Raw genomic sequence first — 15,837 nt, forward strand, 5'->3', positions numbered from 1 at the left:
GGGAGCGGACTCTGTCCGCGATTGGCCGGAGGGTGTGTATCAACGAGAAAGGCGCACGCAGAAGCGTGCGCTGAAGAAGCGGAAAGGAATCAGAGAATGATCTTGTCCTTGAGCTTCTCCGCCGCCTGCTGCAGCGCCTGGATGACCCGCTCCTTGTCGTAGTTCTGCACGTTGTTGGTGTCCAGGTACATGGAGAAGCCCGGCACCTCGTGTTCGACGAAGCTGGGGTTGGAGCCCAGGTCGCGGCGGAAGTCGACCACCTGGTAGATCTGCACCGGCTTGCTGAAGCCCTTCACGGCGATCTGCCCCTTGTCGCGGCACATCAGCACATCCTTCACCAGCGAGTAGGTCTCGTGGCTGATGAGGATCTCGCCGGCCTCGGCGGCGCTTTCCAGGCGGCTGGCGAGGTTCACTTCGCGACCGATGATGGTGTAGTCCATGCGCGTGTCGGCGCCGAAGTTGCCCACGGTGCAGTAGCCGGTGTTCAGGCCCATGCGCACTTCCAGCGGCTTGGTGATGCCCTGGGCGCGCCACTGCTGGCGCATGACCTTCATGTGCTTGCGCATGGCCACGGCCATGGACACGGCGGCCACGGCGTCCTTTTTCGCGCCCTGGGTGGCCGGGTCGCCGAAGAACACCATCACGCAGTCGCCGACGAACTTGTCGATGGTGCCACCGTATTTCAGGGCGATCTTCGACATCTCGTTGAGGTAGTTGTTGAGCATGTCGGTAAGTGCTTCGGCTTCGAGCTCCTCAGACAGTTCGGTGAAGCCCTTGATGTCGGAGAAGAACACCGTGAGCTTCTTGCGCTGGGTTTCCAGGCGCACCGTGCGCTTGCCGCTGAAGATCGATTCCCATACCTGCGGCGACAGGTACTTGGCCAGGTTGCTGGCCAGGCGCGCGGCCTTTTCCTGCTCCAGGGTGATGTCCGAGCGCGCCTGCGCCAGGCGCAGGCCCTGCTGGTGTACGAAGAAGGCGGTGATGCAGATGTACAGGGTGGAGAACAGCACGCTGACCAGCGCGACGATGCTCGGCGTCTGGCCCTTGTAGGTCGGCGAGATCAGCGCGGCGCTGAGCACCGCGGCGCTCAGCGCCACCAGCAGCGCCAGGCCCAGGGAGCGCAGGCCGCCGATGATCAACGCGGAGAATGCGAGGATCAGCACCAGCATCAGGCTGGGCACTTCGGAGAAGCCCAGCAGCGCGGTGGCGATGCCGGCGTGCAGGGCGTCGATGAACAGCAGCACCAGGCGGGTGCGTTGTGGGTTGTCGCGCTTGAAGCGGCGGCTGATCTGCTGTGCAAGGTGGGGGTAGAGCAGGGCGTACGGGATCATCCAGAGGATGTCGAAGCCGAAGTACTTGGCGAAGGTGCCGGCGGTGATGGTGGCGGCGACGGCGATATAGGCCAGCACGCGGGAATGGTATTCGCGCAGGGGGGCGGAGGTGAGCGGAGTGCTGGGGCGCTCGAGAACGTTAGGCTTCATGCGCAAGAAACTTCCCTGGTGCGCGTAGGCTCGTGGCCGATTGCGCGTCTGATTTTGGGAAGAATCTTATTCCATGCGCAGCCACCGGGCCAGCGGCGGTTCGCCACTCTTTATCGCGAACCACCGGTCGTCTCGGGACCCTCAGGCCATCGTGCCGTCAGGCTTCTGGTAGATCGAGCGGCGAGGCTGGGCGAAGACCCGGCGCAGCATGGGCTCGAAGAACTCCAGGGGCAGGACTTCGCCGTCCGGATCGAAGGCGGCGGCGTCGTAGCGCGCGCAGAATTCGATGGTCTGCTCGAACTGTGGGTGATCCTTGAACTGCTCGCGCAGGTGCCGGTCCAGGCCCAGGTGATGGAAGAAGTAATAGCCCTGGAAGATCGCGTGCTTCTCGATCATCCACAGGTTCTCTTCGCTGACGAAGGGCTTGAGGATGGCCGCGGCGATGTCGGCGTGGTTGAACGAGCCGAGCGTGTCGCCGATGTCGTGGAGCAGGGCGCAGACCACGTACTCCTCGTCGCGACCGTCGCGGTGGGCCAGGGTGGCGGTCTGCAGCGAGTGGGTCAGGCGGTCCACCGGGAAGCCACCGAAGTCGCCGTCGAGCAGGCGCAGGTGGGTCATGATGCGGTCCGGCAGAAGGGCGGCGTACTGGCCGAAGTCCTTGGCGATGATCGCCCAGTCCTCGGCGCTGCCGTCTTCCATGTGGGTGAAGTTGGCGCGTGCGTTCATCAGGCTGTGCTCTCTTGTGATTGTCGTGGCGTGTCTGGATGGCACCGATCCAGTCTAGAAGCCTGACGGCCACGCGGTAGTGTCCGTGCAGCGCCAGCGGGGTGTCCCGGCGCGCGCGAATGGTGCGGCATCAGTCGCGCGGATGGCGGCTGGCATGCAGGGCGTGCTCAGGGGTTCTGCGGGTCGTGCCCCAGCGACTGGAGGAACAGCGAGAACAGCTCTGGCTGCGAGGAAATGTCGAGCTTGTTGTACAGGTGGCGGCGGTGGACCTTGATGGTTTCCGGGGAGATCGCCAGGCGCTCGGCCATGGCCTTGGAGGAGTAACCCCTGAGGATCAGCCGGGCGATCTCCAGTTCGCGCTCGGACAGCACGCCGGCGCCGAAGTGGCTCAGGGCGTCACGTACTTGTACCGCCACACCGTCGCTGGCGCCCGGCAGCAGGCGCTGGCTGCGTTGCTGCCAGTGCTGCTGCATCAATGCCAGCACCCAGGGGCAGAGCATCGCCAGCAGGCCGGTCTGCTCGCCATCGAACAGTCTGCGCATACCCAATGACAGCGACAGCGCGCCCTGGCCGGGCAGCTGCAGGATGAACTGCACCTCGTCCTCCAGCACGTTGTCGTGGAAGTAGCTGAGGAAGTACTCGCTCTGGCGGAACTGGTCCGGGGCGATTTCCTCCAGCCGGTACAGCCCGCTGGACACGCCTTCGCGGCAGGCCTGGTAGAACGGGTCGAGCTGGTACAGGCCGTCCAGATAGATAGCCATCGCCGCCGGGCCGGCGCTGGGTTCGGCGTCGTATTCCTCCAGCGCCACCGGGGTGCCGCCGGCCGGGTAGAACATCGCCAGGGCGTTGTCGAACGGTAACCACTGGTGCAGCAGCAGGATCAGTTGCTTCCAGAAGCGCGGCTGGCCGATCTGCTCGATGGCGCGGCCGAGGTTGGCGTGCATGCCGACTTCGCGGAACAGGTTGTGCATCCGAGTGGGTTCTCTAAGGGGGCGGAGGAGTCGGCCCACGGTTTCCTCCTTTTAGCCCGTCGCCGTCAAGGGGGCGTAACCCCAAATGGTGATTGGCCGCCCCTCTCGCCATGCCCAGACTGCACCCCACGCAGCGCCCCGCTCAGAGGGCGCATCAAGGTCTTCGTTCCTGCCTCAGCCACCAATAACAACACGAGGAAACAACGATATGAGCGCTTCCCCTGCGCCAGCGAGCGCGCTCAAGCCCAGCCTGGGCGTGCTCGACGTAGTCGCCATCACCGTCTCGGCGGTCACTCCCGCCAGCTCCGTTTTCGTCATCGCTCCCTTCGCCATCCAGCAGGCCGGCAGTGGTGCCTTCCTGGCGTTCGTCTTCGCCGGATTCCTGGCCCTGATGTTCGCCTGGTGTTATGCCGAACTGGGCCGGGCCCACAGCTCCGCCGGCGGCGAGTACGTCTACGCCAAGCGCGTATTCGGCGGCCTCGCCGGCTACGCCACCTTCCTTACCGTGCTGGTCTCGCTGCTGTTCATCCCGCCGGTACTGGCGACGGGCGCGGCGACCTACCTCAACAATGCCCTGGGGACGAACTTCGACACCCAGACGGTCGCCCTGGTGATAGTCGCCGCCAGCTACGTGCTAGGCATCCTGAATATCCGCGTGAACGCCTGGATCACCGGCGTGTTCCTGCTCTGCGAAGTGGCGGCGCTGCTGGTGATCGTGGTGCTCGGCTTCGGCCACGTCAGCCAGCCGGTGAGCGTGCTGGTGCAGCCACAGCACATCGACGGCGGGATTCTGGCCGCCGCGCCCTGGGCGCTGGTGATCGGCGCCGTCGGTACCGCGCTGTTCTCCTACAACGGCTTTGGCGGCGCGGTGCTGCTGGCCGAGGACATGAAGTGCGGCGGGCGCAATGTGCACCGTGCGGTGATCTGGTCGCTGGTGCTGGTGGTGGCGATCGAGATCGTCCCGCTGACCGCGCTGCTGCTGGGGGCGCCTTCGCTGCAGGAGATGATCGCCAGCCCTGACCCGGTCGGTTACCTGCTCACCGCCCACGGCAACGAAACGCTGTCGCGGCTGGTCAGTGCCGGGATCTTCCTCTCGGTGTTCAACGCCATCGTCGCCATCGTCATCCAGGTCGGCCGGGTGATCTTCAGCAGCGGCCGCGACGAGTTGTGGACGCCGCTGATGAACCGTGCCTTCACCCGCATCCATCCGCGCTGGGAGTCGCCATGGATCGCCACGCTGTTCCTCGGCGTGCCCTCGGCGGCGCTGAGCTTCAGCTCGAACCTGGAAGAGCTGACCTCCTTCACGGTCCTGCTGCTGGTGATGGTCTACCTGGTGGTGGCGCTCTGCGCGTTGTTCAGCCGCGTGCTGCGCCGCGACCGCGAGCACCCGTACCGCATGCCGCTGTGGCCGTTGCCGGCAATGCTGGCGGTGGTTGGCGCCGGCTACCTGTTGCTCAACCTGCTGATGGACGCTTCCTCGCGGGACGTCATGATCATTGTCGGGATACTGGCCGTGTCGGTGATTCTCTACAGCACCTACGGCAAGCTCAGCCCGGCCTTCCAGAAACTCTGAAACCCTGCTCGACAACCAAGGAGACAGCATGCGCGCTCGTCAACTCGGCATCACCCTCGGCCTGGGCACCCCCGGCGAGTTCAACGCCATCACCGATGTTCCCGGTATCCGCGTCGGCCACAGCACCTTGATCGGCGAGCGCGATGGTCGCGCCGTGCGCACCGGGGTCACGGTGGTCCAGCCGCGCGATGGCGCAGCGCGGCAGCAACCCTGCTTTGCCGGCTGCCATGTGCTCAATGGCAACGGCGACGCCACCGGGCTTGAGTGGATTCGCGAGGCGGGGCTGCTGACCACCCCCGTCGCCATCACCAACACCCACAGCGTGGGCACGGTGCGCGATGCGCTGATCGCCGCCGAGCATGCCGAACTGGCCGACCCGTCCATCTACTGGTGCATGCCGGTGGTGATGGAAACCTACGACGGGCTGCTCAACGACATCTGGGGCCAGCACGTCGGTGCCGAGCAGGTGGGTGAAGCGTTGGCCGCCGCCGAGTCCGGCCCGGTGCGGGAAGGCCCGGTGGGCGGCGGCACGGGGATGATCTGCCACGAGTTCAAGGGTGGCATCGGCACGGCCTCGCGCAAGTTGCCGGCGGAGCAGGGGGGCTGGACGGTCGGTGCGCTGGTGCAGGCCAACCACGGCCAGCGCCGTGAACTGCGGGTGGATGGCTATCCGGTCGGTCGCCACCTGGGCGACCTGCCGTCGCCCTTCGCGGAGCAGGGCACGCCGGGCATGGGCTCCATCGTGGTGATTCTCGCCACCGATGCGCCTCTGCTGCCGCACCAGTGCCAGCGCCTGGCACAACGTGCTTCGCTGGGAATCGCCCGCACCGGCGGCGGCACCGACGACTCCAGCGGCGACATCTTCCTCGCCTTCGCCACCGGCAACCGCGACCTGCCGCCGGCGGACTATGGGCGCAAGAACCTGACTTTCGCCACGGCCCTGGAGATGGTCAACAACGACCACATCTCGCCACTGTTCGCCGCCGCCGCCGAGGCGGTGGAAGAGGCCATCGTCAACGTGCTGCTGGCCGGCAAGGACATGCGCAGCGATGACGGCGTGCTGGTGCCGGCGCTGACCAGCGAGCGCTTGCTGGCGGCGCTACGCGAGGCCGGGTGGCGGCGTGGCTGAGGCGCTCAGCGCCAGCCGCGGCTGCGCCCGATGGCCTCGCTGAAGCGCGCCTGCCATTGGCTTGCCGTGGCGCCATCGACGCGCGGGCGGAACTCGGTGCAGGTATTGCGCGGCGGCTTCAGCTCGATGCCCATGCCGCGCGCCGCCAGGGCGGCGCAGCCAAACGCGGTGAGTTCGTCGAAGCGCTGGGTGACTATGTGGCGCTGCAGGATGTCGGCCAGGAACTGGGCGAAATAGGGGCTGCGGGCGAGACCGCCGTCAATTGACAGGCGGTCGGTCACGGTGAGGAATCCGTCCATGGCGCTGATCACCTCCGCGCTGCGCAGGGCGACCCCTTCGAGCAGGGCCTGGCACATGTCCTGGCGTGTGGTGGCGGCGTTCATCCCCAGCCACAGTGCGCCGGCGCTGCGGTCCCAATGCGGGCAGGCGAGCCCGGACAGCGCGGGGACAAAGGCCAGCCCGCGACTGATGGCGGCCGGTTGGTCGAACCCGGCGAGTTCCGAGAAGTCGCTGAACAATCCCAGTCGGCCGGCCCATTCGACGGCCGCGCTGGCGTCGTAGACGCCGCCGTCCATGGCATACACGGGTTTGCCGTCGATCTGCCAGGCAATGGTGGCGAGCAGGCCATTCTCCGGTGAGCGGATAATGCGCTCGCCGCTGAGCGTCAGGGCGAAGGCACCGGTGCCGAAGGTGATCTTCGCGTCGCCCGGCTGACGGCAGCCGTGGCCGTAGAGGGAGGCCTGCTGGTCCACGACCGAGGCGGTGACCGGGGTCACGCCGATTTCGCCGAAGTGCCCGACGGTGTCGCGAATCTCCGGCAGGGCTTCGATGGGCACGCCGAACAGGGCGCACAGGTCCGGGTCCCACTGGCCGCTGGCGAGGTTCATCAGGCTGGTGCGCGACGCCGTGGTCACATCCGTGGCATAGACTCCGGCCAGGCGATCGAGGAACCAGGCATCGCTGGTTCCCAGACGCAGCCGTCCGGCGCTTAGCGCCTGGCGAGCGGCGGGCAGATTGTCGAGGATCCAGCCCAGTTTGCTGGCTGAGAAGTAGGCATCCAGCGGCAGCCCGGCGCGCTCGAGGGTCAGGGCTTCGCCTCCCTGGGCGCGTAGCTGCTCGATGTGCCCGGTGGTGCGGTTGTCCTGCCAGACGATCAGGGGCGACAGCGGCTCCCCGCTGACGGCATCCCAGGCCATGCAGCTTTCGCCCTGATTGGCCAGGCCGATGGCATCGACCGGCCCGGCGGCCTCCAGGCAGCGTTGCAGGTTGGCCAGCAGTTCCAGCGGGTCATGCTCGACCCAGCCGGGGTGTGGATGGTGTTGCTGATGGCGAAGCGACAGGTGGATATCCGCGGAACCGTCCTGAGTGGTAACCAGAACGCGGGTGCTGGTGGTTCCCTGGTCAAGGGCTGCAATGTGCATGAGGCTGTCTCGGGTGGCGGTCAGCTGGGGAGGAAGGCGATATCGAGGCGCTGCGCGCCCGGTGTCAGCGCAAGGTCGCGCAGCGGTATCAGCAGGCGTCGCTCGGGCAGGCAGGAAAGCTGCCGGCGCCAGATTTCGCGGCCATCCAGGCGTACCTGCAACTGGCCGCTGACCGCCCGTTCCACGCGTAATTGCAACTGCTCCATGCCGGGCGTGTCACTGCACAGCAGGCGCTGCGGCACACAGAGTCGCAGGGGCGCGGCACACTTCACGGTAATCGGCTCGCAAGGCGCTGGGAGCGACTGCAGCAGATCGCTGGCGATCAACTGGGCGATGCGCTTGCCTTCGCGATACGACCAGCCTGCGGTCTCGATCGGCCGAAGCAGGTTGCCAGCCGCGAAGTAGCTGGAGTCCGAACAGCGGCCGAACTGGTCGATGCTCGGACCGCCGCTGGCGGGGTCCAGGTGCAGGTGGCTCATTCGCACCAGGCTGGCTTCCGGGGTGAAGCGTCCGCTCAGCAGCACACCGTCGCAGTCGATCTGCCGAATGCTGCCGTCGGCCAGGCGTATGCGTGCCGACTCCACACGCGTGGTGCCCTGGATATCCAGCAGCTCGCAGCCAAAATGCATCGGCACGCCGCACAGGCGGGGGAACAGGCCCATTGGCCAGCGCACCGTGGGGCGCTGGCGTGCTTCGATCATCGCCACCGGGCGGATGCCGGCGCGTCGGCAACTCATCACCGCCGACAGACTGACCAGTTCGGTGCCGACGATCAGCGGGCGCTCGAAGGGCTTGAGCCCTTGCAGGTAAAGGTAGGATTGCAGCGCCCCGGTATTGATCACTCCCACAGGCCGGTCGCCGCCCAGCAGGCGTGCCGAGCGCGGGGTTTCCCGGGCACCGGTGGCCAGCAGTACACGTTTGGCATGGACTGTCAGCGGGCCGTCCGGAGTCGCTATTTCGAGCTGACCCTGCAGGCCCAGGTTGACCACACTGTGGCGCAGATGGATGTCCACGCCGGCGCGCCGCGCGCTTTCCACGTTGAAGCGTGCATAGGCCGGGCCGGTCTGCAGGCGGCCATGCTCGCGCAGGCCGAACGGCGGATGGGCGCAATGCCGGGGTATCCCGCCGGCTTCTCCTTCGCGTTCGAAGACGCTGACGCGGGCGACTCCCAGGCGCTTGAGTTCGGTGGCGGCGGCCAGGCCGGCGGGGCCCGAGCCGATGATGGCGACGTCGGTAGTCTCAGTGCGGCTCATGGCAGGCCCCGGTGGCGAGTGGAGTGGCGAGGTGTCCGGCGCTCAGTTCGGCCACCCGGGCGTTGCAGTAGAACCCCTGGCAGCGTCCCATGCAGGCACGCGTGCGCCGGCGCAGTCCGCCGAAGTCGCCGGGGGGCAGCGGGGCATCGAGTGCTTCACGGATTTCCCGTTCGGTGACCATCTCGCAGTGGCAGACGATTTCCCCGTAGCCGGGCCGTTGCCAGTCGCGCGGCAGGTGTTCGGCGAGGTTGGGCATTTGCGGCCACTGGAGGTTTTCCAGGGGCGCGTGTGCCTGTTCCTCGGCGTACAGCCGGTGGATGTGCCGGGCAATGCCCAGTGCGGCGGTCAACCCGGTGGAGCGGATGCCGCCAACGGTGATCCAGTTGCGTTCGTGCACCTGGCGGATGCGGTATTCCTTCTTGTCGCTGGCGGGCCGCAGCCCGGCGTAGGTCGCTGTGACCGGCATGCCGGCGAGCCCGGGGATGCGCTCCTGGGCGGCGTCCATCAACTGCTGCAGCGTCTGCGTGTCCAGCCCGGCATGCACGCGGTCGTCCTGCTCCTCGGCCGTCGGGCCGACCAGCAGGTTGCCGAAGATGGTGCGGGTGAAGACGATGCCTTTGGTGCGCTCGTTGGGCACCGGCAGGATGATGTGTCCGATCAACTGAGCGGCGGCCTTGTCGTACACCACGAACTGGCCCTTGCGCGGGTGGATGCTGAACGACGCCTCGCCCAGCAGGCGCTGCTCCAGGGTGTCGCCGAACAGGCCGGCGCAGTTGATGACTGTCCGAGCGCGCAGGCTGCTGGTTGCTGCTCGCAGCGTCCAGTACTCGCCGTCGAATTCGCCTGCGAGAATTTCCGTTCCCAGGCGCACCTGGGCGCCGTGGGCGAGTGCCTGGCGCAGGTAGGCGAGTGGCGCAGACCAGGGGTCGATCAGATGCTCGCCGGGGACGCGCACCGCGGCCAATGCGCTTGCCGCCAGCGCGGGTTCATAGGCGCGCAGCTCCGTGCGGTCGATCAGCCGGGTATCGGCCACGCCGTTGGCGTGGGCCTGCGCCACTATCGACTCGAGCCGGGCACGGTCCTCCTCGCTCCAGGCCACCACCAGGGCGCCGGTTTCCAGTAGCGGAAGGTTCAACTGCCGGTGGATCTCGAGGTACTCCCGGTACCCTTCCTGCATGCAGGCCAGTTCGACGCTGCCAGGCGGGGCGTCGAATCCGGTATGGAGTATCGCGCTGTTGCCCTTGCTGGCGCCGGAGAGGATGTCGGCACCGCGCTCCACCAGCACGACCCGCGCGCCTTCCAGCGTGAAGCGGCGAGCCATGGCGCATCCCACCACACCACCGCCGATCACGGCGATATCAAAGGGAGCGTCGGCCTTTACCGCGGATTCGGTCATTTTATTGCTGTTTCCTAAGGTAACACTCCATTTTTTGAAGGTTTGTTACCTGTTTCGTCAAAATTAATGTTGGAAATCTGTTGTTTTAATGTGGCTTTTAATTTTGACTCAGTCAACAGCTGATCCGGCGGACGCTTTCGCAGGGGCATCAGTCGAGTGGGTTGCGCACCGGCGGCACGTGGACTTCCACGCCGGCTTCCTGCAGGGCCTCAAGGAGCTCCCCGGTCGGTGCGCGGTCCACCACCAGGCGGTCGATCCGGCTCAGGGGGAACACCTTGAACAGTGCGCGGCGTCCCAGTTTCGACGAGTCGGCGATCACGGTCAGGCTGCGTACCTGACCGATCATGGCGCGGGCGACCTCCGCCTCTTCGATGGAGAAGTCCATGGCACCATCACAGTCCAGGGCGCCAATGGTAATCACCGCATGTTCGGCGTTGAACCGGCTGATCTGCTCCAGGGCCAGTGCGCCGACGTTCTGCTGCGATTCCGGGCGGAACTCGCCACCGATCATGAACACCCGGTTGCCGGAGGCGCTGGCCTCGTTGGCGATCAGCAGCGAGTTGGTGATCACCGTCATGCGGTTGAGGCGCGCCAGTTCGCGGCCGAACAGCAGGGTGGTGGTGCCCGTGTCGATGAAGATGCTGTCGCCCGGAGCGAACAATCCCGCGGCGTAGCGGGCCACGGCGCGCTTTTCCTGGGCGTGCTCGTTCAGCCGGGTCTGGAAGGCGTTCTCGTGTTCGCCGCTGGGAGGCAGGGCGGCGCCACCGTGGAATTTGCTGACTTGTCCGGTAGCGGAGAGCTCGCCGAGGTCGCGGCGGATGGTTTCCTGCGAGGTGGCCAGAATCCGCGCCAGTTCATCCACCGAGATGCGCTCGCGCTGGCGGAGCAGTTCAAGGATCTGTTGCCGTCTTTCATTGGGGCGCATGCGCCAGTCTCCGGGTTGTCGCCGTGCCACCTGCCGGGGCGGCGATTGTTACCAAGGCACACCTTGAGGGCGCCGGGATAATCGCTGCATGGACCGGATGAGGTTTGCCGGGGCTGCTTTCTGAACGAATGGAAAACCAATCCCACAGGTGGTTAGGGCTTTTCCGAGTAATACGCGGAAGCGGCCGTCTGTGGTTTTTATGACAATTTAGGCAGTTTAAAACTTCAAATCAACACAAAAACCATACATTGGCACGACCCGTGCGAACAGGAGATGCGCAGAGGCAAGGGCGGGAACGCCCAAGCGCATCGGTGTTCGATCAACAGCGGTACCACACCGCATTCAAGGCTGAACAAAGGGAGCACGGCAGATGGCCGAGTTCGGAAATTATGTGATTTACCTGATCATGCTCGGCGCGGTGATCGGGGCGCTCGCTTCGATCCTGCGGCCGGAAAGCGGGCTGGGGCGCGAGTTCGTCAACGGTATCCACTCCATCGGCCCGGTATTCCTGGCTCAGGCCGGCATCATGGTCGCGATCCCGTATCTGTCGAAGGTGATCTCCCATGTATTGGGGCCGTTCTTCCAGGCCCTGGGGTCGGACGTCTCGATTGCCGCGCTGTCGATCATCGCGGTAGACATGGGGGGGTATCAGCTGGCCGATGCCCTGACGGCCAATCGCGACATGTGGATTACCGCCATGCTGGTGGGCTACACCTCGGGCGCCACGATCGTCTACCTCATTCCGGTGGGCCTGACGATGCTCGAGCGCAAGGACCACAAGTACCTGGCGCTGGGCGCGATGGCAGGGCTGATTAGCATTCCCTTCGCGGTGCTGGCGTCGCTGCTGCTGATTACCCTGGGCAACCTGCCGGTGCGCGAACTGGTATCCACGTCCACGGTCGCCACGCATTATCTGGCGCTGGACCTGGTCGGCATGCTCAAGCTGCTGGCGCCGCTGTTCGTCTTCTGCTTCCTGCTGGCAGCCGGCCTGAAGTACCGGGCGAACATGATGGTCACCGGCTTCCTGGTGTTCGGCAAGGTCATGGACGCCTTCATCAAGATCGCCCTGGCGCTGTCCATCGTCGAGCATTTCACCGGGGTGTTTACCAAGGTGTTCGGCGGTTGGGGCTTCGACCCGATGTTCGCTGACCAGAAGGAATTGATCCGGGCAATCGAGATCGCCGGCTATATCGGCATCATGCTCGCCGGCACGTTCCCCATCTGCTACCTGTTCCAGCGTTATTGCCGGCGGCCCATGGAAGTGCTCGGGCGGCAGCTGGACCTGACGCGCATCGGCGCAACCGGGTTCGTCATGGTGCTGGCCAACATCATCGCCACCTACCACCTGTTCAAGTACATGAACGCGCGCGACAAGGTGCTTTGCGTGGCGCTTGGGGTCTGCGCCCAGGCCACCATCGGCGACCACCTGGCCTTCACCGCCAACTTCCAGCCCACGCTGATTCTGCCGATCCTGCTAGGCAAGCTGTTTGGCGGACTGTTTGCGGTGTTCATCGCGATCAAGATTTCCGTTCCGGCCGCCCAGCGCTACGCCCTGCAGGAAGCGGAGCCGGAACAGCTGGTCGACGGCAAGCTGCCCGCCGTCTGAGTCGATTTTCCCCAAGGCCCGCGCTGCGCTGAGCAGCGCGGGCCGTTTTCATTGCACGAGGTTATTCATGCGCAAGATCTTTCTAGCCTGCCCCTACAGCCACGCGGACGCTGATGTTGTCCAGGGGCGCTTCGCCGCCTGCAACGAGGTGGCCGCCGCCATGGTCAAGGCCGGTCACGCGGTCTACAGCCAGGTTTCCATGTCCCACCCGATCAATGGCTGTTTGCCGGAGCTGGACAGGGCGGCCATCGGCAAGATGTGGGCGCCGGTCGATAGCTTCTTCATGGAGGTGCTCGAGGAGCTGGTGGTGCTGGATCTGGAAGGCTGGGAGCAGAGCGCGGGCATCCGTCGGGAAATCGAATTCTTCGAGGAGCGTGGTCGGCGGGTAAGTCTGTGGAGCGAGGTGCAGAACGAGTTCCGCTGATGGCGCGCATCGGGAGCGGCTGGCCGCTCCCGATGTATCCGGCTTAGTTCGGGGTGTAGATCTGGTCGAACACGCCACCGTCGGCGAAGTGGGTCTTCTGCACGGTGCGCCAGTCACCGAAGGTCTTCACTACAGAGAAGAAGTCCACCTTCGGGAAGCGGTCGGAGAACTTGGCCAGCACTTCCGGATTGCGCGGACGCAGGTAGTTGTTCGCCGCGATGGTCTGGCCTTCGTCGGACCACAGGTACTTCAGGTAGGCCTCGGCCTCGGCGCGGGTACCTTTCTTGTCGACCACCTTGTCGACCACGGCCACCGGCGGCTCGGCTTCGGCGGAGACGCTCGGGTAGACCACTTCGAAGCCGCCACGGCCGAACTCGCGGGCGATCATCTCGGCTTCGTTCTCGAAGGTCACCAGCACGTCGCCGATCTGGTTCTGCATGAAGGTAGTGGTTGCCGCACGGCCGCCGGTATCCAGCACCGGGACGTTCTTGAACAGCTGGGCGACGAATTCCTTGGCCTTGGCTTCATCCGCGCCGTGCTTCTGCGCGTAGCCCCAGGCGGAGAGGTAGGTGTAGCGGCCGTTGCCCGAGGTCTTCGGGTTCGGCACCACGACCTGTATGCCCGGCTTCACCAGGTCGTTCCAGTCCTTCAGGCCCTTGGGGTTGCCCTTGCGCACGATGAACACGGTGGCGGAGGTGAACGGCGCGCTGTCGTTGGGCAGGCGAGTGGCCCAGTCCTTCGGCACCAGCCCGCCATTGTCGGCGAGGGCGTCGATATCGGTGGCCTGGTTCATGGTGATGACGTCGGCCGGCAAGCCGTCGATCACGGCGCGCGCCTGCTTGCTGGAACCGCCGTGGGACATCTGGATGGTGATCTTCTCGCCTTTCTCGACCTGCCAGTGCTTCTGGAAGGCGGCGTTGTAGTCCTTGTAGAAGTCGCGCATCACGTCGTAGGAGACGTTGAGCAGGGGCTGGGCGGCCTGGGCGGTGGAGGCCAGGGCGAGGCCGGCGGCCAGCAGCGAGGCGCTGAACAGACGTTTCACGAGCAGTTCCTTTTGGCAGTGTTGTTGGGTGTCGATTATGCCGACAGGTTATATGCCACTTAAATACTTAAAGGCTATTTGCTTATGCGGGGACAGGGGTTGGCAAGCTCCCTGCGGGGCGCTTTCCCCGGGCCGCTGGCGCCGTGCTTGCTGCCCCCATGCCGAGAGCGGTTGCCCGGCAGCCTAGCAGGCCGGCCGGGCAATGGCTGCAGTGCAGGGCTCAGTCCAGCCCGCTGACTTCCAGCTCCTTGGGATACTCGACGCTGAACTTGAGGGTCGTGCTGCGTTTCTCGCCCGGCTTCAGTTGCCAGTCCCACAGCAGCTTGCCGTCGTCCTCGCGGGCGATCGCCTGGCCTTCGGGCTCCAGCAGCGCCACCTTGATCTGTTCGTTGCGCGAGACTGGCAACTGGTCCTTGAACTGCAGGCGCTGCTCGCTCTTGTGGTTGTTCTGCGCGTCGATGCGGAACTCGTAGGTGACGCGCTTGCGGCCGCCAGTGAGGCCGGTGTAGTCGGTGTAGCGGTTGACCAGCTTGCGCTTGATCGACATTGCCTCGTCGCCGCCCAGGGCCAGCTCGAAGGTCTCGCCCGGCATCACCGCGCGCAGTTGGTCGCTGGCGACGAAGGTGTTGCCCAGGTAGGTGTTGAGTTTGCCGGGCAGCAGCGGATAGTCGCTGGCGTTGCGGGTGTCGGCCTGCAGGTAGGCGGCTTCGCGCAACGAAGGCGTGGCGAGGTAGCGGAAGGTCGCCGGCAGCTTGAACTGGGCGATGGATACCTTCTGCGAGCTGCCGTCGCTGTTCAGCGTGGCGCGGGTCGGGATATGGAAGGAGGCGCTGGTGGTGGCAGCGCTGACTTCGGCGACGGCAACCGGCATTTCCGCCAGTGAGCCGGCCACGGCCTGCTCGTCCGCGACGAAGCGCTGGGCCTTCTTCGCTTCCATCGCCATCATCGGCGCGGCGGGTGCCGGAGCGGGCCTGGCGGCCAGTACCGTGCGCGGGTCGAAGGTGTCGACGAACCACGGCGAAAGCGCCGGCACGCTGCTGCCCAGGTTGGGGCGCGCGGTGGACAGGGTGAGGTCGACGTCGGTCCAGTCCTCGCCGCTGCTCTGCCGGACGATGCCCTGGTAGGTCATCTCGATCTTGTCCTCGCCGTCGCGCAGGCGGGCGTCATAGGCCGGGCGCCAGGAGGCATCGTAGAGCGTGTAGCTGAGCTGCAGACGGACCTGCGCAGGCTTCTCCAGCGCCACGCGGAGGATGGCGCGCTTGTAGTGGGTGCCGTCGCCGGCCAGGTGGCTGCGCTGGTTTTCCAGCTCCTGCTTGCGCTGCTGCAGTTCCTCGCTCTGCTGGTCGAGCTTGCGCTGCTCGTCGAGGATACGGCCCAGGTTGCCCTCGCTCATCTGCAGCAGGTTCTTCAGTTCGTCGATGCTCGGCAGCGCCTGGTTCTTGCCTGGCTTGGTACTGCTGGCCTGGATGTCGGCGAGGAACTGCTTCTGGTTTTCCAGCACGCTGCCGCGGTCGCTGATCTCGCGCTCCTGCCGTTCGATATCGCGCAGCTGCGCTTCCAGCTGTTGCAGGCGATTGTCCTCCGAGGGCGGCGATACCTGCGGGGCGCTGCTGACGTCGAGCAAGGTCGCGGCGGCGCTGGCGCTGAGCGAAGCCTGCAGGCTGTTGTCGTCGATGCGCAGGGGCAACTGTTCGAGGGCGATCTCGTGCTGGCCAGCGGGCAGTTGCAGGGTGGCGGTGCGGGTGACGATGGCGCGGTCGGTGTAGACGGTCACTGCGCTGATACGGCTGTCGGCCACCTGCGGGGTGGCCAGCAGCGGGGTGCTGGCCAGCGCGCCGGCCATGGCCAGAATCAGTGGGTGGAATCGGAAGGGCATGTGCTCACCTCGGG

The 15,837-nt window shown here is 65.8% G+C and carries 13 protein-coding genes; 4 read left to right on the forward strand and 9 right to left on the reverse strand.

Features of this window, described 5'->3' with window-relative positions; genetic code table 11:
* Positions 1-89: 89 nt before the first annotated feature.
* The 3 genes from L6D89_RS22225 to L6D89_RS22235 form a co-directional block, all read right to left on the reverse strand.
* On the reverse strand, positions 90-1,481 hold the full coding sequence (locus L6D89_RS22225; protein WP_236174967.1) for an adenylate/guanylate cyclase domain-containing protein: 1,392 nt from the start codon (positions 1,479-1,481) through the stop codon (positions 90-92).
* A gap of 141 nt (positions 1,482-1,622) precedes the next feature.
* Positions 1,623-2,207, reverse strand: coding sequence for an HD domain-containing protein (locus L6D89_RS22230; RefSeq protein ID WP_236201195.1), 585 nt, complete (start codon positions 2,205-2,207; stop codon positions 1,623-1,625).
* Positions 2,208-2,374: 167 nt separating this feature from the next.
* A complete protein-coding gene (locus L6D89_RS22235; RefSeq protein ID WP_236174969.1) occupies positions 2,375-3,178 on the reverse strand; it encodes a helix-turn-helix transcriptional regulator in 804 nt (267 codons plus the stop codon).
* Between the two features lie 208 nt (positions 3,179-3,386).
* On the opposite strand from L6D89_RS22235, the gene L6D89_RS22240 reads away from it, so the two are divergent.
* Together L6D89_RS22240 and L6D89_RS22245 are read left to right on the forward strand one after the other, a co-directional pair.
* Complete coding sequence (locus L6D89_RS22240) at positions 3,387-4,751, forward strand: APC family permease (RefSeq protein WP_236174970.1); 1,365 nt, start codon at positions 3,387-3,389, stop codon at positions 4,749-4,751.
* A 28-nt stretch (positions 4,752-4,779) separates the two neighbouring features.
* Entirely contained in the window at positions 4,780-5,880 is a 1,101-nt protein-coding gene (locus tag L6D89_RS22245; RefSeq protein ID WP_236201196.1) for a DmpA family aminopeptidase, read from the forward strand.
* Between the two features lie 5 nt (positions 5,881-5,885).
* Here L6D89_RS22245 and L6D89_RS22250 read toward each other — a convergent pair whose 3' ends face one another.
* The 4 genes from L6D89_RS22250 to L6D89_RS22265 all read right to left on the reverse strand — a co-directional run bounded on the left by L6D89_RS22250 (position 5,886) and on the right by L6D89_RS22265 (position 10,875).
* Positions 5,886-7,301, reverse strand: a complete 1,416-nt coding sequence (locus tag L6D89_RS22250; protein WP_236201197.1) for a glycerol kinase — start codon at positions 7,299-7,301, stop codon at positions 5,886-5,888.
* Between the two features lie 20 nt (positions 7,302-7,321).
* Positions 7,322-8,554 carry an NAD(P)/FAD-dependent oxidoreductase gene (locus tag L6D89_RS22255; protein ID WP_236201198.1) on the reverse strand — a complete coding sequence of 411 codons (1,233 nt, stop codon included), beginning with the start codon at positions 8,552-8,554 and terminating at the stop codon, positions 7,322-7,324.
* Positions 8,541-9,950: an NAD(P)/FAD-dependent oxidoreductase gene (locus L6D89_RS22260; RefSeq protein ID WP_276574825.1), complete on the reverse strand. Its 1,410-nt coding sequence runs from the start codon at positions 9,948-9,950 to the stop codon at positions 8,541-8,543. Before L6D89_RS22260 ends, L6D89_RS22255 begins: the two co-directional genes overlap by 14 nt.
* Before the next feature lie 148 nt (positions 9,951-10,098).
* On the reverse strand, positions 10,099-10,875 hold the full coding sequence (locus L6D89_RS22265) for a DeoR/GlpR family DNA-binding transcription regulator (RefSeq protein WP_236174974.1): 777 nt from the start codon (positions 10,873-10,875) through the stop codon (positions 10,099-10,101).
* A 370-nt stretch (positions 10,876-11,245) separates the two neighbouring features.
* On the opposite strand from L6D89_RS22265, the gene eutH reads away from it, so the two are divergent.
* Together eutH and L6D89_RS22275 are read left to right on the forward strand one after the other, a co-directional pair.
* On the forward strand, positions 11,246-12,481 hold the full coding sequence (gene eutH, locus L6D89_RS22270) for an ethanolamine utilization protein EutH (RefSeq protein WP_236174975.1): 1,236 nt from the start codon (positions 11,246-11,248) through the stop codon (positions 12,479-12,481).
* Positions 12,482-12,548: 67 nt separating this feature from the next.
* Complete coding sequence (locus L6D89_RS22275) at positions 12,549-12,905, forward strand: DUF1937 family protein (protein ID WP_236174976.1); 357 nt, start codon at positions 12,549-12,551, stop codon at positions 12,903-12,905.
* Positions 12,906-12,948: 43 nt separating this feature from the next.
* Here L6D89_RS22275 and L6D89_RS22280 read toward each other — a convergent pair whose 3' ends face one another.
* Together L6D89_RS22280 and L6D89_RS22285 are read right to left on the reverse strand one after the other, a co-directional pair.
* Positions 12,949-13,947 (reverse strand): sulfate ABC transporter substrate-binding protein, encoded by a 999-nt coding sequence (locus L6D89_RS22280; RefSeq protein WP_236201199.1) that lies wholly within the window; start codon positions 13,945-13,947, stop codon positions 12,949-12,951.
* 220 nt (positions 13,948-14,167) lie between these two features.
* A complete protein-coding gene (locus L6D89_RS22285) occupies positions 14,168-15,823 on the reverse strand; it encodes a mucoidy inhibitor MuiA family protein (RefSeq protein WP_236201200.1) in 1,656 nt (551 codons plus the stop codon).
* Positions 15,824-15,837: the final 14 nt, after the last annotated feature.

Source organism: Pseudomonas pseudonitroreducens (assembly GCF_021603645.1).
Lineage (GTDB): Bacteria > Pseudomonadota > Gammaproteobacteria > Pseudomonadales > Pseudomonadaceae > Pseudomonas > Pseudomonas pseudonitroreducens.

Coding starts and splice junctions, on each gene's coding strand:
- L6D89_RS22235 (WP_236174969.1), bottom strand. CDS start 3,178: ATGCACAACCTGTTCCGCGAAGTCGGCATGCACGCCAACCTCGGCCGC.
- L6D89_RS22250 (WP_236201197.1), bottom strand. CDS start 7,301: ATGCACATTGCAGCCCTTGACCAGGGAACCACCAGCACCCGCGTTCTG.
- L6D89_RS22260 (WP_276574825.1), bottom strand. CDS start 9,950: ATGACCGAATCCGCGGTAAAGGCCGACGCTCCCTTTGATATCGCCGTG.
- L6D89_RS22275 (WP_236174976.1), top strand. CDS start 12,549: ATGCGCAAGATCTTTCTAGCCTGCCCCTACAGCCACGCGGACGCTGAT.
- L6D89_RS22265 (WP_236174974.1), bottom strand. CDS start 10,875: ATGCGCCCCAATGAAAGACGGCAACAGATCCTTGAACTGCTCCGCCAG.
- L6D89_RS22225 (WP_236174967.1), bottom strand. CDS start 1,481: ATGAAGCCTAACGTTCTCGAGCGCCCCAGCACTCCGCTCACCTCCGCC.
- L6D89_RS22255 (WP_236201198.1), bottom strand. CDS start 8,554: ATGAGCCGCACTGAGACTACCGACGTCGCCATCATCGGCTCGGGCCCC.
- L6D89_RS22230 (WP_236201195.1), bottom strand. CDS start 2,207: ATGAACGCACGCGCCAACTTCACCCACATGGAAGACGGCAGCGCCGAG.
- L6D89_RS22240 (WP_236174970.1), top strand. CDS start 3,387: ATGAGCGCTTCCCCTGCGCCAGCGAGCGCGCTCAAGCCCAGCCTGGGC.
- L6D89_RS22245 (WP_236201196.1), top strand. CDS start 4,780: ATGCGCGCTCGTCAACTCGGCATCACCCTCGGCCTGGGCACCCCCGGC.
- eutH (WP_236174975.1), top strand. CDS start 11,246: ATGGCCGAGTTCGGAAATTATGTGATTTACCTGATCATGCTCGGCGCG.
- L6D89_RS22285 (WP_236201200.1), bottom strand. CDS start 15,823: ATGCCCTTCCGATTCCACCCACTGATTCTGGCCATGGCCGGCGCGCTG.